This window comes from Acinetobacter sp. 1207_04, assembly GCF_052850415.1.
The window spans coordinates 95,433-119,698 of sequence record NZ_VXCQ01000010.1 but is presented as its reverse complement, the minus strand read 5'-3'; the positions used below and the strand labels follow the sequence as shown (position 1 = coordinate 119,698).

The following is a 24,266-nucleotide window of genomic DNA, read 5'->3' as shown; positions in this document are numbered from 1 at the left end:
TCATAGAGAAAAAGTTGATAAGTGGCTACACTTAGAACTTCAAAAAAACAGCCTGTAATAGATTTAATTGCAAATGAAAATACAACGTGAACAATTGATACAAACATGGATTACATCTGTACTCAACTCAGATCAATTTGAAATCAACTTTTTAGCAGGCGATGCGAGCTTCCGTCGTTATGCACGAATTATATTGAATAATAAAACATTTATGCTCATGGATGCACCTCCTGAGAAAGAAGATTGTCGTCCTTTTGTGTCTATAGATGAGTTCTTTTATCGTCATGGTGTACGTGTACCGCATATCGTTGCAAAAGACTTAGAAAATGGTTTCTTATTACTTGAAGATTTTGGTGATGTTTTACTGTCTACGCTGTTAGATGATCAAACAGTTGATGCACATTATGCACAAAGCTTTAAGCAGTTGATTCAATTGCAATCGATTGATGGTCAGAATCAATTTCCAGCATATTCTTATGAAAAATTAATTTCAGAAATGGAATTGTTAACCGATTGGTTACTACCATCTTTAAAGATTCAGCCAACTGAAAGTGAACAAGCACTGATTAAACGCACATTTGCGATTCTTGCAAATGCAGCACTTGCTCAACCTCAAGTCATTGTACACCGTGATTTTCATAGTCGGAATCTGATGATTTTAGACGGTGAAACAGAGCAAGGTGTTATTGATTTCCAAGATGCTGTAATTGGTGCGGATACTTACGACTTAATTTCGATTACCCGTGATGCGTATGTGCAGTGGAATGCAGAACGTGTCTACGGTTGGTTTAAAGTATTTTATGATTTGTTGCCTGAAAGCGCCAAAGAAGACCGTGATTTTGAACAGTTTAAGCAAGATGCCGATCTGATGGCGATTCAGCGTCATATCAAAATTTTAGGTATTTTTGTCCGCCTATTTGAACGTGATGGTAAATCAGGCTACTTAAACGATCTTCCTCGTGTGATGTGGTATTTACTTGAAGAATCTAAACCATATGCAGAATTGCAACCATTTATGGATTTTATCAATGCTAGAGTCATGCCTGCATTTACTGAAAAATACGGTACTTACGAGGTTGTAGCTTAATGAAAGCAATGATTTTAGCCGCAGGGCTTGGCAATCGCATGCGTCCATTGACGCTGTATAAGCCAAAGCCTTTGCTTGAAGTGGGTGGAAAAGCATTGATTGTTTGGCACATTGAAAAACTCAAACAAATTGGTGTGACTGATATTGTTATTAATTCAGCATGGCTTGCCGATGTACTTATTGGTGCGCTTGGCGATGGTTCACAATTTGGTGTCAATATCCGTTGGACACGTGAAGATGAAGGGCTTGAAACCGCAGGAGGCATTATTAATGCCTTACCTTTACTCGGTGATGAGCCTTTTATTTTAATCAATGGTGATGTTTGGACACAGTTTGATTTTTCGACTTTGTTGAATGTTGATTTGGGCAATTGTACCGATGGCGACTTGGCTCATTTGGTCTTTGTTAATAATCCTGATCAACATCCTAATGGTGATTTCACACTTGCAAATGGTCGTGCGTATACCTTTGATCAAGAGCAAACAGGTGAAAATCTGACATTTAGTGGAGTATCAGTGATTCATCCTCGTCTATTTGAGGGCTTAGAGTCAGGTAAGCGCCCGCTCGCACCTTTACTTAAACAAGGCATGCTTGATAATAAAATTTCAGCAGAAAAAATGCAAAGTGCTTGGGTCGATGTAGGTACACCTGAGCGTTTAATGGCATTGGATTTACAAATTAGACAAAGTAATTATGCTTAAGACGGTGTCTTAAGATGTCTAAGTAAAGGCTTTAGTGCTTGTTAATACGCTTAACTGCGTATTAACTCGTCATTAAGTACTGTTCCACGGACAGGAAATCGGTATACTTTCATCTAAATTTTTGAAGATGTCATTCTCTATGCATCCATTTTTTCAAGAGCTAAAACAAGGCAGTCTCAAGCTTGGTCTACAGTTGAGTGATGAATCACTGAATTTGTTGTTAAAGTATCAAGATGCATTGGTCTTGTGGAACAAAGCTTACAATTTGACCGCCATTCGTGATCCGAAAGAAATGCTTGTAAAGCATTTGTTGGATAGTTTAAGTATTTTAAATGATTTACCTCAAGGTCGTCTGCTCGATATTGGTACAGGTGGTGGTATGCCTGGCATGATTATTGCGCTATGTCAGCCTGAGCGTTCATGTGTATTACTCGATTCTAATGGTAAAAAAATTCGTTTTTTAAAGCAGTTTATTGCTGATTTAAAATTACAAAATGTGATTGCTGTTCAAACACGTGTTGAAAATGAAGATATGATCCAAGAATTGGGTCAGTTTGATGTCATTACCAGTCGTGCTTTTGCATCATTGACTGATTTTGTTGAAGCTTCAAGCCCTTATATGCATGACAATAGTATTATTGCATCAATGAAAGGTTTGATTCCGCAAGATGAAATTGATGCGCTTAAAGATCAATTCAGTTGCGACATTATAGAATTACACGTGCCACGCTTAGATGAGCAACGTCACTTACTTTTATTAAAACGTATTTAAAAAACAAATGAAGGACTGGGGTTACCATGGCTCAAATTATTGCGATCGCTAACCAAAAAGGCGGCGTAGGTAAAACCACTACAGCGGTGAATTTGGCTGCTTCATTGGCAGTATTAAAAAAACGTGTCCTTTTGGTCGATATGGATTCTCAGGGTAATGCCACAATGGGCTCGGGAATCCAAAAAAATGATTTATTATATTCAGTGACCGACGTTTTATTGGGTGAAGTGCCGATTGAAACAGCAATTACCAAAGCTGAAGTAGGCTATAAGGTTTTGGGTTCAAATCGTGATCTTGCAGGTGTAGAGCTTGCGATTGCAGATCAAGACGGGCGTGAATTTATTTTACGTGAAGCATTAAAACGAATTGATCAAGATTTTGATTATATCATTGTCGATTGTGCACCAAGTTTAAGCTTAATCACAGTCAATGCCTTGTCTGCTGTACATGGTGTGATGATTCCAATGCAGTGTGAATATTATGCTTTGGAAGGTTTGGCTGATTTAACGCAAACCATTGATAAGATCCAACAGGCTTTAAACCCTGAATTGGAAATTATTGGTGTACTTCGTACCATGTATGATTCGCGTAATGCATTAACACGTGATGTTTCTGCGGAGCTTGAACAGTATTTTGGCAAAAAATTGTACGATACGGTAATTCCTCGAAATGTACGTTTGGCTGAAGCACCTGCGCATGGTTTACCGATTATTTATTTTGAAAAAAGCTCCAAGGGTGCAATCGCTTATTTAAATTTGGCAGCCGAAATGTTGAAAAAAAGTAAAGTGAAAAAAGGAAGTCACGCATGACTGTAAAAAAACGAGGGTTGGCGAAAGGGCGTGGCTTAGATGCGTTGCTCGGATCAATCCAAAAAGAAAAATTACAGCTTGAAGTACAAGCGTTAGATCATGGTCAGTTAAAACAAATTGATGTCAATCAGTTGAAACGTGGAGAATATCAGCCACGCCGTTTTATTGATGAAGCTGATTTACAAGAACTTGCAGCCTCTATTCAAAAACATGGTGTGATGCAACCGATTGTTATTCGCCCGATTGATGATGCTGAACATGCGTATGAAATTATTGCAGGTGAACGTCGTTGGCGAGCTGCACGTATTGCGGGACTAACTGAAATTCCTGCAATTGTGCGTGATTTGACTGACCAAGTTGCGATTGCTTTGGCATTGATTGAGAACATTCAACGCCAAGATTTAAACCCAATTGATCAAGCGCTTGCATTGCAGCGTTTCCATGAAGAGTTTGGTTTAAGTCATCAAGAAATTGCTGACACTGTAGGCAAAGCACGTACTACAGTCAGTAACTTATTACGTTTGCTCAGCCTGACCGATGAAGTGAAAAACTTGATGCAACAAGGTCAAATTGATATGGGACATGCACGTGCAATTTTGACTTTAAAGGCTAAAGATCAATTACAAATTGCTAAAATTGTAATGGATAAGGGCTTATCTGTACGCCAAACCGAGCAATTGGTACGTGATTGGAATACACCAAAGCAAGAGAAAGCAAGTGCACCTTTGGTGGCTGATGTTGAGCAATTGACTCAGAAGCTGTCTGAGCGTTTTAGTGCCAATGTTAAAATTGATTATAATAATCAAGGTAAGGGGAAACTTGTGATTAGCTATAACTCACTTGATGAATTAGACGGGATCTTAAATATCTGTCTAGCAGAATAAGAAAATAGGCTTCTTTTGTGTCGCAAAATACAGTATTAAAAATTGAAATGATGCATAGTCACAAAGGAAGCCCTGAAAATGAGCGTTAAAACTTAAGTTTGGGGAATAGGTTTATGTGGGAATTGGTGAAAGCGGGCGGTTGGTTAATGCTGCCGTTGGTGTTGTGTTCGATCTTTACTTTGGCTATTACGCTTGAACGCTTAATTCGTTTGAAGCGGGCGAATGTATTACCCAAAAATTTATTATTGCAAAAAGGTCGTCCACTCGATTCAGTGCTTGATACGCTTGAGCAAGATAAAGTCGCGGCAAATTCAACTTTGGGTTATATCTTGCGTGAAGGCATAGATGCATTTCCACAAGGTGAAGCCTATGCACGTGCACAAATGGAAGCGACTGCATCGCGTGAAATTGGATATTTGGAAAAGAATGTTAACTTTTTAGGCACACTCAGTGCTGTTGCGCCATTGCTTGGTTTATTGGGGACTGTACTTGGGATTATTGAATCATTTTTAGTTTTGGACTTTGGTACTAATAGTAATCCAACTATGATGATTCCAGGTATTTCCAAAGCATTGATTACCACTGCTGCGGGTATGGTGATTGCAATTCCTGCACTATTTGCCTACCGTTATTTTCAGCGCTTGGTTCAAGAATATATATCTGAGCTAGAACAACAATCGACACTATTTCATGCAGCATTGTTCTATCGTAAACAGCAGCCAAAAGATGTTGAACAAAAACAAGCGAGCTGATTGGGGATAGGCAGATGAAATTTAAAAGATCGAATACTGTTGAAGATATTCATATCAATCTAACACCCATGATCGATTGTCTATTATTTATATTGGTTATTTTGTTGCTTACGACAACATTCAATCAACAAAGTCGAATTAATTTATCTTTACCCGATGCACAGGGTGTTCCACCGAAGGACTTTCAGCATAAAATTGAGGTGATGGTTGATGCATCTGGACATTATGCAGTCAATGGTCAAGCTCTTTCGAGTAAAGAAGTTGCCGATTTAAGTGCAGCAATTAAACAGACGGCACACGATAAACGTGATTTAATGTTTATTATTGCCGCAGACGCTAAAGCAACCCATCAAGATGTCATTCGTGTGATGGATGTTGCGGGTCAGCTTGGCTTTGTTAATATCAATATCAGCACCAAAGTTCCCTCCCGAGGTTATTAATCAGTGAAGCAGGATTTTAAGGTCTATCTGCGCCTTTTAAGTTATTTAAAGCCCTTTGTTGGGATTATGGTCTTGGTTGTGGTGGGTTTTGCTCTCAATGCAGCGACTGAAGTTTCAGTCGCTAAATTGTTGGAAAAAATCATTAATGCCATTCAAACTCGAGATCAAAGTTTTACGACCTTATTTCCAATTCTTGTTGTTTTACTGATGTTTTTCCGCGGTGTCGGATTGTTTATTGGTGGTTATTTTACTGCCGTCATTTCACGCAATTTAATTTTTAATATTCGTCAGGAAGTATTTGCAAAGTTATTGCGTTTGCCTGCGCAGTATTATCTAGATAATAGTAGTGGGCATATTACGGCAAAAATTATGTACAACGTTGAACAGCTTACCGCAGCGTCAACAGAGTCATTAAAAACAGTTTTGCAACAGGGGATGATTACCATTGCCTTGTTAGGTTATCTGCTTTATACCAATTGGCGTTTAACAGCCGTAATTCTTATTTTTGGCCCACTGATTGGGATCATTATTCGCAAAGCATCTAAGCGAATGCGTAAACTGTCAGTGCAAGTGCAAGACACGATGGGGGATGTAAACCATGTGGTACAAGAAGCCGTAGGTGGACAGTTGGTTGTTAAAGGCTTTGGTGGACAGTCTTATGAGCAGGAGCGTTTTAAACAACATTCGTTGGAAAATTTAAAACGTGGTCTGAAAATGGTCATAGTACAACAGTTGAATAGCCCGATTGTTCAACTGATTATGTCCATTGCGCTGAGTATTATTATGTACATTGCGCTACGTCCTGAAATTTTACAAGATACATCAGCAGGTCAATTTATTGCCTATATTACCGCTGCGGGTATGCTGAGTAAGCCGATTAAAACCCTGACAGATGTGAATGAAAAATTACAACGAGGCATGGCAGCAGCACATTCAGTTTTTGAATTGCTCGATTTACCTGAAGAAAAAAATAATGGAACACTCACTCCAGTATTAAAAGGTAATGTTGAATTTAAAAACGTCAATATGAAGTATGCAGATGGTTATCATGCTATCCAAGATTTTACCTTAAAAATTGAAGCAGGGCAGACGGTAGCTTTGGTCGGACGTTCGGGTGCAGGTAAAAGCTCGCTCGTTAATTTACTTATGCGTTTTCAAGAGATTAATTCAGGTAGTCTATTGTTTGATGGTATTGCCATTCAAGATATTGAAGTCAATAGTCTACGTACACAAATTGCGATGGTGAATCAACAGGTCGTGCTGTTTAATCGAACCATTCGTGAAAATATTGCTTATGGTCAGTTAGAGTCTGCAACGGATGAAGAAGTGATTGCAGCAGCAAAAGCCGCTTATGCACATGACTTTATTATGAGTTTACCCAATGGTTATGACACCGAAGTCGGTGCACAAGGTTTAAGCTTATCTGGTGGACAACGTCAGCGTATTGCAATTGCGCGTGCAATTTTGAAGAATGCACCAATTTTGATTTTGGATGAAGCTACAAGTGCGCTCGATAATGAGTCTGAGCATTATATTCAAAAAGCTTTTGATGAGGCGATGCAACATCGTACGACGATTGTGATTGCACACCGATTATCGACCATTGAAAATGCAGATGTAATTGTGGTTATGGATAAAGGGCGTATCATTGAGCAGGGTACTCATAGTGCGTTATTGGCTGCGCATGGGGCTTATTATCAACTGCATGCACGCAATTTTGAGGAATAATCTGTTATGTCAATTGCACAGACCATTCAGGATGCTTGGAATCGTCAGGCGAAGTGGTTGGTTTTATTGCGACCGCTGTCTTGGTTGTATGGTGGTGCATTTGCATTTAATAAAAAATTATATACGCTTGGGTTGAAAGCAGTTTACCAAGCGCCTGTCCCTGTGATGGTGATTGGTAATATTACAGTTGGTGGTAGTGGGAAAACACCATTGCTGATTCAATTGGTGAAGTATTTACAGCAAAATGAAATTCGAGTGGGTGTGATTAGTCGGGGCTATGGTGGTCAAGGGCCATTCCCCGCATTGGTGGGCTTAGATGCAACACCAGATTTTGTCGGTGATGAACCGTGTTTGATTGTGCAGTCTACAGGTGTGCCGATGGCGGTCGGCTCAAATCGTCAACAGACGATTGAATTGTTGCTTGAGCAACATGAGCTTGACCTCATTATTAGTGATGATGGTTTACAGCATTGGGCATTGGCACGGCAAATTGAGTGGATTGTACTTGATCAAAATCGTGGTTTAGGTAATCAAAAACTCCTACCCGAAGGCTATTTACGCGAACCTATTTCTCGGCTTGAAATAGGGACAGTCATTGAGCATGCAACACAGCCTAATTCAGATTTAAATATGCATTTGGATGTCGGTGAGCCATATTTACTCAATCCATTGTATGACCAAGCAGTTGATTTTGATCCAACACAAAATTATTACGCTGTGGTTGGAATTGGTTTTCCGCAACGATTTTATAACACGCTTGAATCGATAGGCGTGCAACAGTTTCAGTGTCATGAATTTGCAGATCACTATGATTATGAAATTGATGATTTGCAGTTTGAAGATAGTAATCCGATTGTGACTACTGAAAAAGATGCTGTTAAACTTTTACCATTATTGAAAAAAAATCCGCTTTTTCACCGTGAAATATGGGTTATTCCTGTTGAAGCGGTGCTTTCTGAACAGTGTTATACATTACTCGATCAGCAACTCATGCAAGTGGGTATTGTTGTAGATGAAGTTTAAAGGTTAATTGAATGAAACATATCGTCATTCCTGCGCGTTTCGCAAGTTCTCGACTGCCTGGTAAGCCTTTATTGCAAATTCATGGTCGTCCCATGATTTTACGTGTGGTTGATCAAGCCAAAAAGGTTCAAGGTTTTGATGATTTGTGTGTGGCAACCGATGATCCTCGTATTGCAGATGTTTGTCGTGCTGAAGGTGTCGATGTTGTGATGACTAATCCAAATCATCCATCGGGTACGGATCGTTTGAGTGAGGTTGCACGTATAAAAGGTTGGGCAAGCGATGACATTATTGTCAATGTTCAAGGGGATGAGCCATTAGTTCCTGCACTATTAGTATGCCAAGTCGCTGATTTATTGATTCAACGTACAGATTGTTCTATGTCAACTTTGTGCGAACCGATTCATTCTCTCGAAGAATTTCAGCGTGATAGTATTGTCAAAGTAGTGATGTCTAAGCTTAATCAAGCGTTGTATTTTAGTCGTTCACCGATTCCCTATGATCGTGATGGCGCGAAAGTGACTGAGCCGAAATTACACTCACAAGCCTATCGTCATTTGGGATTATATGCCTATCGTGTGCAGTTGCTACAAGAATATGTGCAGTGGGATATGGGGGTGCTTGAGCAACTTGAAAGCTTAGAGCAGTTACGGGTTCTTGAAAATGGGCACCGTATTGCCATTGCTGTTGCACAAGTGAATTTACCACCAGGTGTAGATACACAAGTCGATTTAGATCGTTTAAATACTTTGCCTGTTTCGACCTTTGAATAAGTAGAGCAGGATTTATGGATGCATCAACCTCTCAGGTTTATCCGTGGCAACAACAGATGTGGAGTACGCTGACGGGGCGTTTTCCACAAATTGGTCACGCCTTATTATTTTATGGCAAAAAAGGCTGTGGTAAGCATGCGTTTGCACAACATTTTTTGGCGTGGATTTTGTGCCAAAAACGCCAGCCTCAAGGGGCATGTGGTGAATGTAGTAGTTGTTTGTGGTTGAAATCAGACACACATCCAAATTATGTATACATCAGTACAGATGAAGATAATAAAAAAAGTAATGCACGAATTAAGATTGAAAAAATTCGTGATTTATTGCCTTTTGTTCAACAAACAGTAGAAGGTTGGCGGGTGGTGGTGATTGAGCCTGCCGAAGCGTTAAATATTGCATCAGCGAATGCTTTGCTGAAAACGCTTGAAGAACCCGGTGAGCGTGTGATCATTATTTTATTGGCACAGCATCCACAAAAACTGCCTGCAACTATTCGTAGTCGTTTACAGCATTTTGCTTTAGACCGTATTGAAACTACTATTGCAGAACAATTTTTACATACCTATTTGCCTGAAATTGATCAAGTTAAAACACAATTGTTGATGAATTTATCAGGGCAAATGCCACTACAAGCCATACAATTGGCACAATCTACATGGATTGATCAGCGGCAAGTATTTGTGCAAGATTGGCAAAAATTAGTGATGGATAAAAATATGCCACTACTTTATGCGAGTAAATGGCAGAAGGCACTGATATTTCCAGATTTTGTTCAACTTTTTGAATACTTGTTGTCTGATTTAATTTGTGTCAAGCTGAATCAAGATGTGAAAAATTCCGATTTAAAGTTAGATGCTTTGGCAGAGCAATATTCGCTTGAAGCTTTATTTGCACTGTATCAAGACTTACATGACTTTAAAAAAATGGTCGATCAAAATGTCCAGACCAATTTGGTGTTGGATCAAATTTTTATAAAACTAATGAATGTCGCTTAACGACAAAATTGTAAAATGATAAGGGGAAGACAATGCAGCCACCACGTATGGGCGGTTTAATTCAGGTCAATATTAATGACCGTGCAACCTTGCAGGCAAGTTATATGCCATATATTAAAGGTGGTGGATTATTTGTACCATCAAAACAACAAGTTAAAATGGGTGATGAGGTTTTTGTACTTGCGGGTCTGCCTGACCAATCACAAAAAACACCGTTAACGGGTAAAGTGGTGTGGATTTCACAAAAGCAAACAGGATTGAAACCACAGGGTTTTGCAATTCAATTAACTGGTGAAAAAGGCGTTTATTACAAAATGGAAGCTGAAAAATTACTCGCAGGGAGTATGTCTTTAGACCGTCCTAGCTTTACAATGTAAGCTATTCAAATTGAAATCACAGGTAACGCCGTGTTTGTAGATACACATTGTCATTTAACTATGCTTGATCTTGCACCCTATGGCGGAGATTTGGATGTAGCATTGCAACAGGCACGTGAAGCGGGTGTAATTCGTTTTATGGGGATATCGGTTGATTTAGCTGATCATATTGCGTTGTCTGAAATTGCTGCCCGCCATGCCGATGTTGGCTATAGCGTGGGTGTACATCCTTGCGAAGATGAAGCAGTAATGCAACAAGCCACTGTTGAATGCTTGGTTGAGTTGGCACAACCGGACAATGTTTGGGCTTTGGGTGAAACAGGTCTAGATTATTTTCATAGTACCGAATTTGTCGATGAACAAAAGCGTTGTTTTGCTCGACATATTCATGCATCACAGCAAGTGGGAAAGCCTGTGGTAGTGCATACCCGTGCTGCCAAGCATGACACCATTGATATTATTCGTGCAGAAAAATCAACACACGGTATTTTGCATTGCTTTACTGAGGATTTAGAAACGGCAAAGGCTGTTTTAGATTGTGGTTACTATATTTCTTTCTCAGGTATTGTTTCTTTTAAAAATGCACAGGATTTGCGTGATGTGGCAAAACAAGTACCACTTGATCGCTTATTGATTGAAACAGACAGTCCTTATCTTGCGCCTATGCCGTATAGAGGAAAGTCTAATGAACCAAAATACGTGCCCTATGTAGCCAAAGCCTTGAGTGATGTATATGATAAACCACTCGAAGAGATTGCCATGATTACAACACAAAATTTTGAAAATCTTTTGCGAGGCAAATAAGGATTGCTCAGTGATGAGAGCAAGTAACACAGTAAACCAATAACAGCGAAAGAAGAGAGTACAGGGTGAAGATGGATCGTCAGGCTCAGTTTAGAGCAAGAGAAGCATTAATTTTTCAAGTCGCTGAGCAGTTGCTTTTGGAAAATGGTGAAGCAGGAATGACTTTGGATGCACTCGCAGCTGAGCTTGATCTTGCTAAAGGGACGCTCTATAAACATTTTCAAAGTAAAGATGAGTTATATATGTTGCTCATTGTGCGTAACGAGCGCATGTTATTGGAAATGATTAAAGATACAGAGAAGGCATTTCCTGAGCATTTGGCATTTTTTATGCTGCACCATCTACATCACCCCGAACGTGCGGTTTTATTCCATCAAATTGAAGAGCGGCTATCTACTACAGGTGTAGGTATTTATCATTTGTTTACAGAGCTTTATCAAGTTCGTAAACAGCGCTTACGCTTAATTATTCGTATGACAGAAAGTTATTTAGAGTCAATTCACAGCAATATGATGGTGCGCGATTATTTGGCATCTATTTGGTCAATTACGCAAGGTGGCGCATCGATTTTAAACTCAAGTTTCTATCAACGTTATTTGGGCTGTCGAGATACTCTCCGGGTTGCACTGATTGATCAGGCCTTGTCCTTGCCAAAACATCAAGTGCGAATGGCTCCAGTACAAACAATGTAAGGTCATCATGAAACAAAAGACATCATCATCTCAGTTGCAGTCAGGTTTTACCCTCATTGAGTTGATGGTGGTGATTGTGATCATTGCAGTGGTTGCTTCATTGGTCGTGTTTAATGTTGAAGGTGTCGATCAGCGTAAAGCCATGCAAGCTAGAGAAGTGTTGATGCTTGATTTAAAACAGATTCAGCGTGAATCGAGTGATCAAGGACGCATTTATGCTTTAAAAATCAGTCCTGCTACCGATGTTTCCGATTTTAAATACACATTGGTAGAATATCACGACAAGACTGTTGATTTGGCGAATCCAAACAAACGTATGGCAAATGAAAAAAAATGGACTGAAGTACAGGATTTTTCAGTGCGAACTTTACCTAGTCGTGTGTCATTTAACATTACGGCGCAAGAGCATGAATTTAATAATGCTGCGAATACCGATTTAATTGGACGCAATGCGCCCGATTTAATTTGGCTTGGCAATGGTGAAACCAAACCTGTTGCCATACAAATGTATTATGATCAAAAACCTGTCGGTGAGTTGATTCGTCTCGATTATTTGGGGCAAGTCAGCGATGAGCAACAATAACAACTCAATTGAGTCGATGCCATGAAAAAAAAGACAGGCTTTACCCTGATTGAAGTTGTGGTTGCACTCGCAATTTTTGCAATAGCGGCTATGGCGCTAACCAAGGTGGCAATGCAATATACTCAAGCCACATCAAATGCTATTTTACGTACCAAAGCGCAATTCGTTGCACAAAATGAAATTGCTCTCATGGAAATTAATAGAGAATGGTTGCAGGGAACCGCATCCAAGCAAATCACAGCGCAGGGTGAAACATGGCAAGTCGACAAAAAGGCTGAATCGACCATTAGTCCTGATGTTCAGCGTATCGAATTACAAGTCAGCCTTTTTAATACCGATCAGGGTAAAGTTGAAACAGGTGTCACAACATTGATTTTTTTTAACCACCCTGCAAAAGAAAAACAATCGTGAAAATTTACGCTACGTCACGAAAGGGCTTTACCCTTGTTGAATTGTTGGTTGCCATTGCTATTTTTGCGGTGCTTTCTGCATTGGGGTGGAAAGTTTTTGATTATTTGATTCAAGTTAAAGATCGTAATGCTGTGCATGAAGCTAATATTGGTCAATTACAGCAAGCCTATCAGCAAATGCAACGCGATACTTTGCAACTCATGCCTGTGACGGCAAATATTGCAGGCGATGTACAACCTGCGCTTAGTTTGTCTAATCAACAATTCACTTTTAGTAAAGCTGGTGTCACTGATCCATTAAAACAAGGTCGATCTGCTTTTGAACGTATTGAATACCAATACAATGCACAAGATAAAAAAATTTATCGTTTAAAATATAATAACTTGAACAGACTCCGAACTGAACAGCCACTATCAGCAGTATTGCTGAGTGATGTTGATCAGTTTGAAGTCATGGCTATGAATCCGACGGAAATTAATCAATGGCCTGCAACAGCAATTGATGCCGAAAATTTACAATATCAACGATTACTTCCTCGGGGTATTCGGGTACGTTTTACCATTCGTGAGATTGAATATGAATGGTTATTTAGTTTACTTAATACTGATTTCATTCTTCAGCAAGCCCAAAATAATCAGAATGGAATAGGGGGCTCAGGCAATCAGTCAAATAGTCAAAATGGAAATAATTCCCAACAAGGAAACGTGCAGCAAAATTATATGCAGAATGAGAGTGAGTAAATGAACTTAAAACGCACTCCTCCAATATATACTTTAAGTCATTCACAACGTGGTGTTGCGCTGATTACCATTTTAGTTATGGTGGCAATTGCAACGATTTTGGCGGCAACCATTGCTAAACGTCAAAAGCATACGGCTGAAAATACCGCTTATTTGATTCGACAAAATCAGGCATTACTGTATGCCAAAAGTGCCGAAGCCTTTGCATCTGAATTATTAGTACAAGACAGTGATAGCAGTGGTGGTGCGGACTATCTACAAGAAACATGGGCACAACCGATGCCGCCATTTCCTGTTGAGGATGGTATGGTATCGGGTCGGCTTGAAGATGAATCGGGAAAATTTAATCTCAATGATCTTGTAGGGGCTGATGGTACAACGGTAAATGATGATGCAAAAAAACTATTTGAACAATTGTTACGCCGTGTTGGTCTACCAGTAGAATTGAGTCAATCGACAATAGATTGGATAGATAGTGATGATTTGACTGTCGGTTCGATGGGGGCAGAAAGTAATTATTATCAAGGGTTATCACCGGGTTATACCTCTGCTAACGCACCCTTTAATGCAATTGAAGATCTGAAGCAAGTTCGTGGATTTGAAGGTGGAAATTATGATTTGATTGCACCTTATCTTTCGGCATTGCCTGCAACAACAGTTAAAATTAATATTAATACTGCACCATCATTATTGCTTGCAAGTTTAGATGAAAAATTGGACGTCAATACAGTTGCAACGGTATTGCAAGAAAAACAAAAAAAGATGGAACACTTTGCCAATGTCGGTGAGTTACTTGCTGTACAGCCTTTTGATAGTATGAGTGATGAAGGTAAAAATCTTGCCAATAAAATGCTCGATGTAAAATCGGATTATTTTAAAATTCAAGTTGAGGTGATATTGAGTAATCGAAAACGACAGCTCAGTAGCCATGTTTTTCGTAAAGATAAACAAGTGACTATTTATGCACGAAGTATGGCACCTTTTATTTTTCAGCCTTAAACTAATCCATTCACAAACGATTTTACTTTCTTATGAATCTGTAGGTTTTTCTCTCAAAGGTTGGAATATGGTATGTATATCTTCATGATGTAATTGACCTATAGTGCTGAACGGTAAAATTAATGCTCAGGCTCAGCATTTTGCTTTATAATTAAATTTCTTAACGTTTTGTTGAATGTACTGGCATATGTTAATTCGAAAGTTATTTAAGTTTGAAAATGCACACATTGTGCGTAATTGTACTTCTGACCGCTGTAAGCGCTCGATTCATGGGCATAGCTATAAGGTTGAATTGTTGCTAAAAGCTTCGAAGCTCGATCATGGTCAGATGGTGTACGATTTTGGTTTGTTGAAAGGTGTTATTAAGGATATTTTTGACAGTTTTGATCATGCCATTTGTTTTTGGCAAAATGATGATCCTGAATATATTCAGGCATGTAAAACATTCAGTGCGCGTTGGGTGGCTTTGCCTGTATCACCATCGGCAGAACAGTTTTCACGGATTTTCTTCTTTCTTGCACAAGAAGTGATGAAATCGACCATTACCCAAAATGGTGAAGGCGATGTTGAGGTGTATTCGGTCATTGTGCATGAAACGGATACAGGCTATGCACAAAGTTTTCAAGAAGATATTGAAAATGAGCAAATGGGTATTTTGACATTGGATCAAATTGTATTTTCAGAACAGGTACAGAACGAATGGGCTGATCCTGAAATGTATGGAAAATTACAACAAGGGATTCAATTTCAAAACCCTGAAGTAGATTTGCAAGTAAAAATTTAAAAATGGTTTGATTGAGAAGGGCTTGAGCTTTAGTCAAACTGTCGATTGTGAAGATAATTCACAAATATTGTAAAAGTAATAGTGGTATAGAGTAGACACATTGCGTTGTCGAGCGATAGATTTAGGATGAAAGATTAATGCTGCACACCGAGCAGGAGCTGAACAAATTAAGACAGATTCGATTGAATGAAAGTTGGAAAATCAGTCTAACAGAGTTTTTGTTGAGTCCGAAAATGGATCAGTTGCGTGAATTTCTGCTTGCGGAGAAAACTGCAGAGAAAACGATTTACCCACCAAATGCATTGATTTTTAATGCATTTAATACTACACCTTTAGAGCAAGTAAAAGTGGTGATTTTGGGGCAAGATCCGTATCATGGTCCGAATCAGGCGCAAGGCTTAAGTTTTTCTGTACAAAAAGGACTTGCTTTACCACCATCTTTACGTAATATCTTTCACGAATTACATACCGATTTGGGTATACCTGTATTTAAAAATGGTGATTTGAGCAAGTGGGCACAACAGGGTGTTTTATTGCTAAATAGTGTATTAACCGTTGAAGCAGGGCAGCCAACATCACATCAAAAACAAGGTTGGGAAGATTTTACCGATACTGTAATTGATGTACTAAATGAGCAAAGAGAGAATATAGTCTTTATTTTATGGGGCGCATATGCTCAGCGTAAAGGACAACGCATCAATCAAAATAAACACTTGGTGTTAAAAGCAGCGCATCCATCTCCTTTGGCTGCAAACCGTGGTGGTTTTTTTGGTTGTAAACCATTCTCAAAATCAAATAATTATCTGAAACAACATGGCATTGAGCCAATTGACTGGCAGCTGGACGCATGACTAACACTCCCGAAATGAACGCTTATCATCCCGATTTGATTATTGAGGAATCTAAAAATGGATGGCGCATTGTTCGCCTGAACCGCCCAAAATCGTTGCATGCTTTGGATGAATCCATTGTTGCAGCATTGCTTAAACTGTTTGAGGACTATCATGTCGATCCGACAGTTAAAGCGATTTGGTTAGATTCGACGACACCGAAGGCATTTTGTGCGGGGGGGGATGTACGTAAATTACGTCAACTTGTGATTAATAATGAAGTTGATGTTGCAAATCAATTTTTTAAAACTGAATATGCACTTGATTTATTATTACATAACTATGCGAAGCCGATTGTAGTCTGGGGTGAAGGTTATGTCATGGGTGGTGGTTTAGGTCTATTTATGGCTGCACCATTCCGCTTAGTGACACCTTACTCCCGTCTGGCAATGCCTGAAGTGAATATTGGTTTATACCCTGATGTTGGTGCAACACGTTTTCTTGCAGATCGTGGTCCGATTGGCTTATTTACGGGTTTGACAGGTTCAATTATGACTGCTGCTGGCGGTTATGGCATTGGTTGGGCGACGCATATTTGTGATGCACAGCGTGATATTGTATTACAAAAATTAATTGATATTGATTGGGGGCATTACCCTGCTGGTGATTTCCGTGCGTTAGATGACACGTTAAATGGCATGCATCGTCCTGTTTCACCAGGACCACTACAAAATTCATTGGACGTGATTCACAGCGTATGTCGTGGTGTGAACTTTGAAAGTGATTATGCTGCGATTATTGGTTTAAGTGATGCACGTAGTGATTGGTTGCGTCAAGCGAGTGAAAACTTACAAAAAGGATCGCCAAGTACCGCCGCCATTACTTGGTTGTTGTGGCAGTGGGGTCGCCAAGTACATGCTTGGAATGAAGTTTTTGATCTTGAGGTACAAATTTCAGATTGGAAAATTCGACATCCTGATTTTGTTGAAGGTGTGCGCGCACGTCTTGTTGATAAAGACCTTTCACCTGAATGGGAGGAGGCAGAATCAATGACCTTAAAAGGGATTCTGAGTAAAAACCCACCTGTGACCAATATTGAAAGTTGGAATGCACTGTTAAAGCAGTACGAAATTATTTGATGATTATAAATTTGATTACTCATAAGTAGTCAAATTTATTGTATATGTTATGGAAAGTTTTATGTCTAAATTGCATGACTCACTCAATGAAGCATTAAGTGATCAGCAAAAAATAGATTTACAGTGGATGCAGCTTGCTTATGCGCAAGCTGCTGAGGCTGCTGAATTGGGAGAAATTCCTGTTGGTGCAGTGATTGTTAGTCAAGGACAGATCATTGGACAGGGGTTTAATAGCCCCATTTCGACTCATGATGCTACAGCACATGCGGAAATTTTGGCAATTCGCCAAGCATGTCAAAGCATTAAAAACTACCGTTTACCTAATGATGCTACACTCTACGTAACTCTTGAACCGTGTACCATGTGTGTCGGTGCGCTTATTCACTCTCGCATTCAACGTGTTGTTTTTTCTGCAACTGAACCGAAAGCAGGTTCATTGGTCAGCGCACGTCAATTGCTTAATTCAGGCTATTACAATCATGTATTTGAATTTGAAGGTGGTTGTATGCAGGACCAGTGTTCCGAACAACTTTCAAATTTCTTTAAAATGCGCCGTGAACAAAAAAAACAAGCCATACAGCTAAAAAAGTCATTAAATGACGCTACTGAATAATTTATTATATTGAAATTGACAATGAGTGTTGTCATAGTGTTCTAAACTTACACAACAATGGAAATAACAATGAATTCGATTCAAGTAAAACAAGAGTTTAATGCGCCTGTAGAACAGGTTTTCGATTTACTATCTAAACATGCAACTTATAATGTGGCATTTGCACCAATTCAAGTGGTGCGTGTGAAGGATTCAACTGATCCTGAACGTCCTGATGGTTTAGGTTCAATTCGTCGTATGGGTTTAGGACCGATCAAACCGATTCAAGAGCAAATTACCTTTGTTGATGTGAACAATCGCATAGAATATAAAATAATTAAAAATCCACTAATTAAACATCATATTGGGATTATTGAATTTACGCCATTAGGTGATCATAAAACCCGTGTTGATTATACGATTGAATTGCAAGCACGTGCGCCATTTGTCAGCAAATTAATACTTGCACAGTTAAAAGTAGCGATTACACTAGGTTTTAGAAAACTTGCAAAGTCTGTATAAACAGGAAATTCAATGACAATTCAAATTATTACCATCGATGGTCCAAGTGGTTCAGGAAAGGGAACATTGGCGGCACGATTGGCAGCGCATTATCAGTTTCATTTATTGGATTCGGGTGCTTTATATCGTCTACTTGGATTGTCATTACACCAACAAGGTTTACTTGAATCGCTAGATGATGCAGATGTACTCAAACAATGCGTTACAATTGCAACAAAACTTGACATCATCTTTGAAACAACAGAATCAGGTATCGTAACATTACTAGATGGTCAAGATGTAAGTCAAACCATTCGCACTGAACAAGTTGGTGAGTATGCATCAAAAGTCGCTGCTATTCCTGAACTTAGAGCTGCTCTAGTTGAACGCCAATTGGCTTTTGCACAAGCGCCAGGTTTAGTTGCAGATGGTCGTGATATGGCAACAGCGATTTTTCCACATGCACAAGTAAAGATTTATTTGACTGCTTCTGCGGAGTCTCGTGCAGCGCGACGAGTAAAACAGTTGCAGGGCATGGGGCTGAATGTTAAAATAAACGATATTTTAGAAAATATACAAACTCGGGATAAGCGGGATATGGAACGCACAGTCGCTCCATTGAAACCTGCGTCAGATGCATACATCATTGACAGTTCCGAAATTGGCATTGAAGAAGTCTTTAAAATGATGACCGAGTATGCCGATTCAAAATTTTCTAAATAAACTGTTTTTTAATTTTTAAAATCAGCAGATGCATAGCTTGATCAGTTCTTATAGGGACTATGTGGACGCTTAACTAAACCAGCCTTGTCTGATCCAAGACTGAAGACTTACTAGGTATATCATGACCGAATCTTTTGCAGCCCTCTTTGAAGAAAGCGAATTAAACCTCAACGTTGAAAAGGGTGCCGTTATCCAAGGTATCGTTGTTAGCATCGACTCTGATTGGGTTACTGTTGACACTGGCCTTAAATCTGAAGGCGTTGTTTCACGTGCTGAATTCTTAAATGAACAGCGTGAGCTTGAAGTTCAGGTTGGCGACACAGTTGATGTAGTTGTTGAAGCGCTTGACAACGGTATGGGTCAAACAGTTCTTTCTCGTGAAAAAGCGAAACGTGCTGAAACTTGGACTAAGCTTGAAAAAATCTTTGAAGACGGCGAAATCGTTACTGGTATTATTTCTGGTAAGGTTAAAGGCGGTTTCACTGTTGACATCGGTCCAGTACGTGCGTTCCTTCCTGGTTCACTTGTAGACACTCGTCCGATCCGTGATACAACTCACCTTGAAGGTAAAGAGTTAGAATTTAAAGTTATCAAACTTGATGCTAAACGTAACAACGTTGTTGTATCTCGTCGTGCAGTTATGGAAGCTGAATCTTCAGCTGACCGTGAAGCTCTTCTTTCTCAATTGGAAGAAGGTCAAACTGTTACTGGTACAATTAAAAACCTTACTGACTACGGCGCATTCGTTGATCTTGGCGGTATTGATGGTCTTCTTCACATTACTGATATGGCTTGGAAACGCATCAAGCACCCTTCAGAAGTTGTTGAAGTTGGTCAAGAAGTTACTGTTAAAGTACTTAAATTTGACAAAGAACGTAACCGTGTTTCACTAGGTCTTAAACAACTTGGCGAAGATCCATGGTTAGCGATCATGAACCGTTATCCTAAAGGTTCTATCGTTAAAGCTCGTGTAACGAACTTAACTGATTACGGTTGTTTTGCTGAAATCGCTGAAGGCGTTGAAGGCTTAGTACACGTTTCAGAAATGGATCACACTAACAAAAACATCCACCCATCTAAAGTTGTTCAGATTGGTGATGAAGTTGATGTTATGGTTCTTGAAGTTGATGAAGAGCGTCGTCGTATTTCTCTTGGTATTAAACAAACTCGTGCTAATCCATGGGAAGAGTTCTCTAAAGACCACGATAAAGGCGAAAAAGTTTCTGGTACGATCAAATCTATCACTGACTTCGGTATCTTTATCGGTTTACCAGGCGGTATTGATGGTCTAGTTCACTTGTCTGATATTTCTTGGAACGAACAAGGCGAAGAAGCTATCCGTCGTTACAAGAAAGGTGACACAGTTGAAGCGGTTATCCTTTCAGTAGATGCTGAAGGCAACCGTATCAGCCTTGGTATCAAGCAAATGAACAACGATCCGTTCAATGACTTCCTTGCAACTAACGAACGTGGTGCGTTGGTTAAAGGTACAGTAACTGCAGTTGACGCTAAAGGCGCAACTATTAAGTTAGCTGACGAAGTTGAAGCTTCTTTGAAAGCATCTGAAATCAATCGCGATCGCGTTGAAGATGCAACTAAATTCTTAGAAGTTGGTCAAGAAGTTGAAGCGAAAATCATCAACGTTGATCGTAAATCTCGTTCTATCAACTTGTCTATCAAAGCGAAAGACGAAGCTGAAGAAAAAGAAGCAGTTGCTAACTTGAAAGCTCCAGTTGCTGCAAATGGTCAAGACAATGGTCCAAAAACTATTGGTGACTTGATCAAAGCGCAAATGGGTAACTAAGGTGTTGTAAAGAAGTATTATTTAATGTAATTAATTAATACTTTTTATACAAATACTGTAAAAGGTAGCGTAGTATTCGATGACTGCGCTACCTTTTTGTATTTAAAAAGGATATTATTTGTAGGTTGATAAATAGCATTAAAATTTATGAGGTTACCTATGACAAATGAAGCACTTAATAAGTCTGACTTAATAGAACGCATTGCGTTGAAAAACCCACATTTAGCAGAGCCTTTAGTTGAAGAAGCTGTTAAAATTATGATCGATCAAATGATTGCATCATTATCTGGCGATGATCGTATTGAGATTCGCGGATTTGGTAGCTTTGCATTACACCACCGTGACCCACGTGTTGGTCGTAATCCTAAAACAGGTAAATCTGTTGAAGTTGCTGCAAAAGCAGTTCCACATTTTAAGCCTGGTAAAGCACTACGTGATGCAGTAAACGAATCTGCCGATAAATAAAATTCGAATGGGGTGTCTATGCGCTATGTCTTGGTGTTACTGCTGATAGCAATTTTTGGCTATGCTTTAGCTTTGGTTTTACTTAATGGTACTGAACTAGCTGTAGATTTGTGGTTTACACAAGTTCCTGCTATGCGCTTAGGTTTATTGTTATTATTTACCTTAGTGATTGGCATTGTTCTTGGTCTGTTGTTGGGTGTTCAGGTTTTCCGAGTTTTTCAAAACAGTTGGGAAATTAAGCGTTTGCGCAAAGATATTGAGCATTTACGTAAAGAGCAGATTCAAAGTGCACAACAGGCTGCTGCTGAAGCTGCTGCAAATGTACGCCATGAAAAGACCGTATTGGATGTAAACCCTGAAAGTAAGAGTTCAAATCCTCTATAATACGCCTTGCTATTTCAAAAGAGACTTTACCTTATAGGTAAGGTCTTTTTTGTGCATATTAAATGAGTGGAAATAATCGGAAAAGCTGAAAAGATTCATCCATGTTTTGCAGTGCTTGTCATACGCATTTATAATGCGGTAATTTTTAAGTGATGGAATTAAGAAACATGAGTGTTATTGTTGCTCTTGATGCAAAAAGCCAATATGACGCCTTAGCAATTGCTGAACAACTTGATCCATCCTTATGTCGTTTAAAAGTGGGTAAAGAACTTTTTACGCACGAAGGTTCATCTGTCGTTAAGGCACTGCATGATCGAGGTTTTGAGGTTTTTCTAGATCTTAAATTCCATGATATTCCAAATACAACTGCTCAAGCGGTATGTGCATCGGCAGATATGGGGGTATGGATGGTTAATGTTCATGCTTCTGGTGGTCGCAAGATGATGGAAACATGTGTAGAGCGTTTAAAAGCAGGAAACTATGCAACTCAATTGATTGCAGTAACTGTTTTAACTTCAATGGGTCGTGAAGATTTACGCGATATTGGTTTAGATATAGAGCCTTTTGAACAGGTTCAGCGTCTTGCAAAACTGACTCAAGACAGTGGTTTAGATGGTGTAGTGTGTTCAGCGCAAGAAGCGAAAATGTTGCGTGAAACTCTAGGACAAGATTTTGCTTTAGTGACACCAGGTATTCGTCCAGCGGGTTCAAGTGCAGATGATCAAAAACGTATTGTGACACCAAAGCAAGCGATGCTCGATGGTTCAACTCATTTAGTCATTGGTCGTCCAATTACACAGTCGGCAAATCCTGCACAAACATTAAAAGATATTCTCGCAACGCTATAATTTAAGCAATTGTGTAGAATCTACGTAAAAAAACCTTTCAATCGAAAGGTTTTTTTATACCTTATGGATGCGTTTTTCATTCCACTGAAAAGGTATGACTATGCGACTAGATAGTCTTGATTTGAATGCAAGTCTAGGGCAATTAGAAGCGTAAGAAAATTAAGAGAATCAACATGGTATAGCTTCCGATATTGCTTTCGAAGTCATTATCCAAATAGGTATTTCAGATACTGTAGATCTGGATAGTTCAATTTTAGATTTCTTGGGTGATTTGCTGAGTGGAGTTGAAATTAACTTTTAATCAATTGGAGGGTAGTATTTTAATGTATGAATGATTTAAAGCTACTTTTCTTTATATGTGATTACGTGGTAAAAAGTGTTTAAATTGAAAGTTTCACAAAACTAAAAAATATTAAAACTAAGTAAAACGTAACTTTATAAGTTGGTATTTGTCGTTTCAGTAAATATTAAATTTTAGGAGGATAAAATGTCTTTAGGTGCAATCTATTTATGAGAAATGAGTTTATAAACACGATTCCCAGACTGAATGAACCTGAACGTATGGTATATGAGCTTTACCAGAAACACCGTAACACGACCAGTCGTGGGAATAAAAATTCTGCATTAGGCTGAATGTATGGTCACTAAAAAAATATAACTTTTGACATTTAAAATTTTTAAAGAGCTGCCAATACACTGACTGCAATTGGAGCAAGTACCGAAAGTATAAATCCACTGACCATGGCATGAGGAATAAAATCATTCCCACAAGCTTGTTTGACCATGGGTAATGTGACATCCATTGCAGTTGCACCTGCAGATGAAATAGCAGAACGAGGATAGCGCCAACCAATTATATACATAAATAAAATGGCAAAAATTTCTCTAAATAAATCATTGATTAAGGCAATACTACCAAGCTGAGCATTTTTGAGCTCTGTCACCACAATGCCAGTCATAGAATAAAAACCATAACCTTGAGAAAGCATAATTAAATCTTTGAGGCTAATGTCTTTAGTCATGAATGAAACAGCAATAGCACCTAGAATTGAACCAATAATACAGCCTACAGGCACGAGCATAATTTTCCAATTGAGCCATGAGCGATCAAGGGGAGAATAGGCTAAATCAAGACCAATTAAGATCATGTAAATTAACAATAAATTCCATGTACTGACATGTAGTGCATATTGATGATGATTGGCAAGCTCTGCTATTCCATAACCAATGGCAAGAGCAATGAATGCATAGCTAATATTAAGTAACGAGCCGACTAGTAATTCGGCAGAAACTTTACCTTGCGTTGGCTTATAGCCAATAGCTTTAAATAAAATATAGCAACATAAAAAAGCACCAATTGATGTTGCAAGTGCAATACTGATAGCATTACCTAAAATTTGTGAGGGGCTCGCAATACTATGCATTGTTTGCGAAAACTCTATTGCGATTGCAATGAGTAAAATATAGGTAAAATAAGGTAGGATTTTAAACGCAATTTTTTCGAGCCATTGAGGTACACGGCGTGCAAAAATAAATCCAAGAAATAAACAAAAAAGAAGTTGGAAAATAAGCCAAAGTGATTGCATGAAAATAGGCAAATAAAATTATTTGCCTATTATAGTCATT

The 24,266-nt window shown here is 39.0% G+C and carries 29 protein-coding genes; 28 read left to right on the top strand and 1 reads right to left on the bottom strand.

Annotation, left to right across the window (positions count from 1 at the left end; translation table 11 throughout):
- The first annotated feature begins 73 nt into the window (after positions 1 to 73).
- The 28 genes from FW754_RS10890 (at position 74) to pyrF (ending at position 22,640) form a co-directional block, all read left to right on the top strand.
- Complete coding sequence (locus FW754_RS10890; RefSeq protein WP_446324654.1) at positions 74 to 1,087, top strand: aminoglycoside phosphotransferase family protein; 1,014 nt, start codon at positions 74 to 76, stop codon at positions 1,085 to 1,087.
- On the top strand, positions 1,087 to 1,788 hold the full coding sequence (gene murU / locus FW754_RS10885) for an N-acetylmuramate alpha-1-phosphate uridylyltransferase MurU (RefSeq protein ID WP_446324653.1): 702 nt from the start codon (positions 1,087 to 1,089) through the stop codon (positions 1,786 to 1,788). The genes FW754_RS10890 and murU overlap by 1 nt, the downstream gene beginning before the upstream one ends.
- A gap of 139 nt (positions 1,789 to 1,927) precedes the next feature.
- The gene (rsmG, locus tag FW754_RS10880; protein WP_409511587.1) at positions 1,928 to 2,560 is read left to right on the top strand and encodes a 16S rRNA (guanine(527)-N(7))-methyltransferase RsmG; all 633 of its coding nucleotides are present in this window, start codon (positions 1,928 to 1,930) and stop codon (positions 2,558 to 2,560) included.
- Positions 2,561 to 2,586: 26 nt separating this feature from the next.
- Positions 2,587 to 3,369 (top strand): ParA family protein, encoded by a 783-nt coding sequence (locus tag FW754_RS10875; protein WP_409511586.1) that lies wholly within the window; start codon positions 2,587 to 2,589, stop codon positions 3,367 to 3,369.
- Complete coding sequence (locus FW754_RS10870; RefSeq protein WP_409511585.1) at positions 3,366 to 4,253, top strand: ParB/RepB/Spo0J family partition protein; 888 nt, start codon at positions 3,366 to 3,368, stop codon at positions 4,251 to 4,253. The genes FW754_RS10875 and FW754_RS10870 overlap by 4 nt, the downstream gene beginning before the upstream one ends.
- A gap of 113 nt (positions 4,254 to 4,366) precedes the next feature.
- On the top strand, positions 4,367 to 5,005 hold the full coding sequence (locus tag FW754_RS10865; RefSeq protein ID WP_419346931.1) for a MotA/TolQ/ExbB proton channel family protein: 639 nt from the start codon (positions 4,367 to 4,369) through the stop codon (positions 5,003 to 5,005).
- A 14-nt stretch (positions 5,006 to 5,019) separates the two neighbouring features.
- Positions 5,020 to 5,445 carry an ExbD/TolR family protein gene (locus tag FW754_RS10860; RefSeq protein ID WP_409511583.1) on the top strand — a complete coding sequence of 142 codons (426 nt, stop codon included), beginning with the start codon at positions 5,020 to 5,022 and terminating at the stop codon, positions 5,443 to 5,445.
- Between the two features lie 3 nt (positions 5,446 to 5,448).
- Positions 5,449 to 7,173, top strand: coding sequence for a lipid A export permease/ATP-binding protein MsbA (gene msbA / locus FW754_RS10855; RefSeq protein ID WP_446324652.1), 1,725 nt, complete (start codon positions 5,449 to 5,451; stop codon positions 7,171 to 7,173).
- Positions 7,174 to 7,179: 6 nt separating this feature from the next.
- Entirely contained in the window at positions 7,180 to 8,196 is a 1,017-nt protein-coding gene (gene lpxK, locus FW754_RS10850) for a tetraacyldisaccharide 4'-kinase (protein ID WP_419346934.1), read from the top strand.
- Between the two features lie 11 nt (positions 8,197 to 8,207).
- Positions 8,208 to 8,969, top strand: a complete 762-nt coding sequence (kdsB, locus tag FW754_RS10845) for a 3-deoxy-manno-octulosonate cytidylyltransferase (RefSeq protein ID WP_446324651.1) — start codon at positions 8,208 to 8,210, stop codon at positions 8,967 to 8,969.
- A 14-nt stretch (positions 8,970 to 8,983) separates the two neighbouring features.
- Positions 8,984 to 9,964 carry a DNA polymerase III subunit delta' gene (locus FW754_RS10840; protein ID WP_446324650.1) on the top strand — a complete coding sequence of 327 codons (981 nt, stop codon included), beginning with the start codon at positions 8,984 to 8,986 and terminating at the stop codon, positions 9,962 to 9,964.
- A 32-nt stretch (positions 9,965 to 9,996) separates the two neighbouring features.
- The gene (locus FW754_RS10835) at positions 9,997 to 10,341 is read left to right on the top strand and encodes a PilZ domain-containing protein (protein WP_409511578.1); all 345 of its coding nucleotides are present in this window, start codon (positions 9,997 to 9,999) and stop codon (positions 10,339 to 10,341) included.
- 30 nt (positions 10,342 to 10,371) lie between these two features.
- On the top strand, positions 10,372 to 11,145 hold the full coding sequence (locus FW754_RS10830; RefSeq protein WP_409511577.1) for a TatD family hydrolase: 774 nt from the start codon (positions 10,372 to 10,374) through the stop codon (positions 11,143 to 11,145).
- A gap of 71 nt (positions 11,146 to 11,216) precedes the next feature.
- Entirely contained in the window at positions 11,217 to 11,837 is a 621-nt protein-coding gene (locus FW754_RS10825) for a TetR/AcrR family transcriptional regulator (RefSeq protein WP_446324649.1), read from the top strand.
- A gap of 7 nt (positions 11,838 to 11,844) precedes the next feature.
- Positions 11,845 to 12,420, top strand: a complete 576-nt coding sequence (locus FW754_RS10820; protein ID WP_446324648.1) for a prepilin-type N-terminal cleavage/methylation domain-containing protein — start codon at positions 11,845 to 11,847, stop codon at positions 12,418 to 12,420.
- Positions 12,421 to 12,441: 21 nt separating this feature from the next.
- Positions 12,442 to 12,831 (top strand): type II secretion system minor pseudopilin GspI, encoded by a 390-nt coding sequence (gene gspI / locus FW754_RS10815; RefSeq protein ID WP_409511574.1) that lies wholly within the window; start codon positions 12,442 to 12,444, stop codon positions 12,829 to 12,831.
- Complete coding sequence (gene gspJ / locus FW754_RS10810; RefSeq protein WP_446324647.1) at positions 12,828 to 13,571, top strand: type II secretion system minor pseudopilin GspJ; 744 nt, start codon at positions 12,828 to 12,830, stop codon at positions 13,569 to 13,571. Before gspI ends, gspJ begins: the two co-directional genes overlap by 4 nt.
- Positions 13,572 to 14,570, top strand: coding sequence for a type II secretion system minor pseudopilin GspK (gene gspK / locus FW754_RS10805; RefSeq protein WP_419346954.1), 999 nt, complete (start codon positions 13,572 to 13,574; stop codon positions 14,568 to 14,570).
- A gap of 187 nt (positions 14,571 to 14,757) precedes the next feature.
- On the top strand, positions 14,758 to 15,354 hold the full coding sequence (locus tag FW754_RS10800) for a 6-pyruvoyl trahydropterin synthase family protein (RefSeq protein WP_409511571.1): 597 nt from the start codon (positions 14,758 to 14,760) through the stop codon (positions 15,352 to 15,354).
- A gap of 137 nt (positions 15,355 to 15,491) precedes the next feature.
- Positions 15,492 to 16,205, top strand: coding sequence for a uracil-DNA glycosylase (gene ung / locus FW754_RS10795; protein ID WP_446324646.1), 714 nt, complete (start codon positions 15,492 to 15,494; stop codon positions 16,203 to 16,205).
- Positions 16,202 to 17,323 carry an enoyl-CoA hydratase/isomerase family protein gene (locus FW754_RS10790; protein ID WP_409511569.1) on the top strand — a complete coding sequence of 374 codons (1,122 nt, stop codon included), beginning with the start codon at positions 16,202 to 16,204 and terminating at the stop codon, positions 17,321 to 17,323. The genes ung and FW754_RS10790 overlap by 4 nt, the downstream gene beginning before the upstream one ends.
- Positions 17,324 to 17,384: 61 nt before the next feature.
- On the top strand, positions 17,385 to 17,936 hold the full coding sequence (gene tadA, locus FW754_RS10785; protein WP_446324645.1) for a tRNA adenosine(34) deaminase TadA: 552 nt from the start codon (positions 17,385 to 17,387) through the stop codon (positions 17,934 to 17,936).
- Between the two features lie 69 nt (positions 17,937 to 18,005).
- Positions 18,006 to 18,437: an SRPBCC family protein gene (locus tag FW754_RS10780; RefSeq protein WP_409511567.1), complete on the top strand. Its 432-nt coding sequence runs from the start codon at positions 18,006 to 18,008 to the stop codon at positions 18,435 to 18,437.
- A 12-nt stretch (positions 18,438 to 18,449) separates the two neighbouring features.
- On the top strand, positions 18,450 to 19,139 hold the full coding sequence (gene cmk, locus FW754_RS10775; RefSeq protein WP_446324644.1) for a (d)CMP kinase: 690 nt from the start codon (positions 18,450 to 18,452) through the stop codon (positions 19,137 to 19,139).
- A 121-nt stretch (positions 19,140 to 19,260) separates the two neighbouring features.
- Positions 19,261 to 20,943, top strand: coding sequence for a 30S ribosomal protein S1 (gene rpsA / locus FW754_RS10770; protein WP_409511565.1), 1,683 nt, complete (start codon positions 19,261 to 19,263; stop codon positions 20,941 to 20,943).
- Between the two features lie 159 nt (positions 20,944 to 21,102).
- Positions 21,103 to 21,408 carry an integration host factor subunit beta gene (locus FW754_RS10765; RefSeq protein WP_409511564.1) on the top strand — a complete coding sequence of 102 codons (306 nt, stop codon included), beginning with the start codon at positions 21,103 to 21,105 and terminating at the stop codon, positions 21,406 to 21,408.
- An 18-nt stretch (positions 21,409 to 21,426) separates the two neighbouring features.
- Positions 21,427 to 21,792 carry a lipopolysaccharide assembly protein LapA domain-containing protein gene (locus FW754_RS10760; protein ID WP_409511563.1) on the top strand — a complete coding sequence of 122 codons (366 nt, stop codon included), beginning with the start codon at positions 21,427 to 21,429 and terminating at the stop codon, positions 21,790 to 21,792.
- A 167-nt stretch (positions 21,793 to 21,959) separates the two neighbouring features.
- A complete protein-coding gene (gene pyrF, locus FW754_RS10755; protein WP_409511562.1) occupies positions 21,960 to 22,640 on the top strand; it encodes an orotidine-5'-phosphate decarboxylase in 681 nt (226 codons plus the stop codon).
- Between the two features lie 677 nt (positions 22,641 to 23,317).
- On the opposite strand, the gene FW754_RS10750 is transcribed toward pyrF, so the two are convergent.
- Positions 23,318 to 24,226: a lysine exporter LysO family protein gene (locus FW754_RS10750; protein WP_446324643.1), complete on the bottom strand. Its 909-nt coding sequence runs from the start codon at positions 24,224 to 24,226 to the stop codon at positions 23,318 to 23,320.
- Positions 24,227 to 24,266: the final 40 nt, after the last annotated feature.

What these genes read in the sequence shown, in the direction of transcription:
- kdsB (WP_446324651.1), top strand. Translation starts at nt 8,208, where the DNA reads ATGAAACATATCGTCATTCCTGCGCGTTTCGCAAGTTCTCGACTGCCT.
- FW754_RS10825 (WP_446324649.1), top strand. Translation starts at nt 11,217, where the DNA reads ATGGATCGTCAGGCTCAGTTTAGAGCAAGAGAAGCATTAATTTTTCAA.
- FW754_RS10800 (WP_409511571.1), top strand. Translation starts at nt 14,758, where the DNA reads ATGTTAATTCGAAAGTTATTTAAGTTTGAAAATGCACACATTGTGCGT.
- murU (WP_446324653.1), top strand. Translation starts at nt 1,087, where the DNA reads ATGAAAGCAATGATTTTAGCCGCAGGGCTTGGCAATCGCATGCGTCCA.
- FW754_RS10865 (WP_419346931.1), top strand. Translation starts at nt 4,367, where the DNA reads ATGTGGGAATTGGTGAAAGCGGGCGGTTGGTTAATGCTGCCGTTGGTG.
- FW754_RS10840 (WP_446324650.1), top strand. Translation starts at nt 8,984, where the DNA reads ATGGATGCATCAACCTCTCAGGTTTATCCGTGGCAACAACAGATGTGG.
- rsmG (WP_409511587.1), top strand. Translation starts at nt 1,928, where the DNA reads ATGCATCCATTTTTTCAAGAGCTAAAACAAGGCAGTCTCAAGCTTGGT.
- FW754_RS10760 (WP_409511563.1), top strand. Translation starts at nt 21,427, where the DNA reads ATGCGCTATGTCTTGGTGTTACTGCTGATAGCAATTTTTGGCTATGCT.
- lpxK (WP_419346934.1), top strand. Translation starts at nt 7,180, where the DNA reads ATGTCAATTGCACAGACCATTCAGGATGCTTGGAATCGTCAGGCGAAG.
- FW754_RS10875 (WP_409511586.1), top strand. Translation starts at nt 2,587, where the DNA reads ATGGCTCAAATTATTGCGATCGCTAACCAAAAAGGCGGCGTAGGTAAA.
- tadA (WP_446324645.1), top strand. Translation starts at nt 17,385, where the DNA reads ATGTCTAAATTGCATGACTCACTCAATGAAGCATTAAGTGATCAGCAA.
- ung (WP_446324646.1), top strand. Translation starts at nt 15,492, where the DNA reads ATGCTGCACACCGAGCAGGAGCTGAACAAATTAAGACAGATTCGATTG.
- cmk (WP_446324644.1), top strand. Translation starts at nt 18,450, where the DNA reads ATGACAATTCAAATTATTACCATCGATGGTCCAAGTGGTTCAGGAAAG.
- FW754_RS10820 (WP_446324648.1), top strand. Translation starts at nt 11,845, where the DNA reads ATGAAACAAAAGACATCATCATCTCAGTTGCAGTCAGGTTTTACCCTC.
- FW754_RS10870 (WP_409511585.1), top strand. Translation starts at nt 3,366, where the DNA reads ATGACTGTAAAAAAACGAGGGTTGGCGAAAGGGCGTGGCTTAGATGCG.
- gspI (WP_409511574.1), top strand. Translation starts at nt 12,442, where the DNA reads ATGAAAAAAAAGACAGGCTTTACCCTGATTGAAGTTGTGGTTGCACTC.
- gspK (WP_419346954.1), top strand. Translation starts at nt 13,572, where the DNA reads ATGAACTTAAAACGCACTCCTCCAATATATACTTTAAGTCATTCACAA.
- FW754_RS10860 (WP_409511583.1), top strand. Translation starts at nt 5,020, where the DNA reads ATGAAATTTAAAAGATCGAATACTGTTGAAGATATTCATATCAATCTA.
- pyrF (WP_409511562.1), top strand. Translation starts at nt 21,960, where the DNA reads ATGAGTGTTATTGTTGCTCTTGATGCAAAAAGCCAATATGACGCCTTA.
- FW754_RS10780 (WP_409511567.1), top strand. Translation starts at nt 18,006, where the DNA reads ATGAATTCGATTCAAGTAAAACAAGAGTTTAATGCGCCTGTAGAACAG.
- rpsA (WP_409511565.1), top strand. Translation starts at nt 19,261, where the DNA reads ATGACCGAATCTTTTGCAGCCCTCTTTGAAGAAAGCGAATTAAACCTC.
- FW754_RS10835 (WP_409511578.1), top strand. Translation starts at nt 9,997, where the DNA reads ATGCAGCCACCACGTATGGGCGGTTTAATTCAGGTCAATATTAATGAC.
- FW754_RS10750 (WP_446324643.1), bottom strand. Translation starts at nt 24,226, where the DNA reads ATGCAATCACTTTGGCTTATTTTCCAACTTCTTTTTTGTTTATTTCTT.
- FW754_RS10890 (WP_446324654.1), top strand. Translation starts at nt 74, where the DNA reads ATGAAAATACAACGTGAACAATTGATACAAACATGGATTACATCTGTA.
- FW754_RS10765 (WP_409511564.1), top strand. Translation starts at nt 21,103, where the DNA reads ATGACAAATGAAGCACTTAATAAGTCTGACTTAATAGAACGCATTGCG.
- FW754_RS10790 (WP_409511569.1), top strand. Translation starts at nt 16,202, where the DNA reads ATGACTAACACTCCCGAAATGAACGCTTATCATCCCGATTTGATTATT.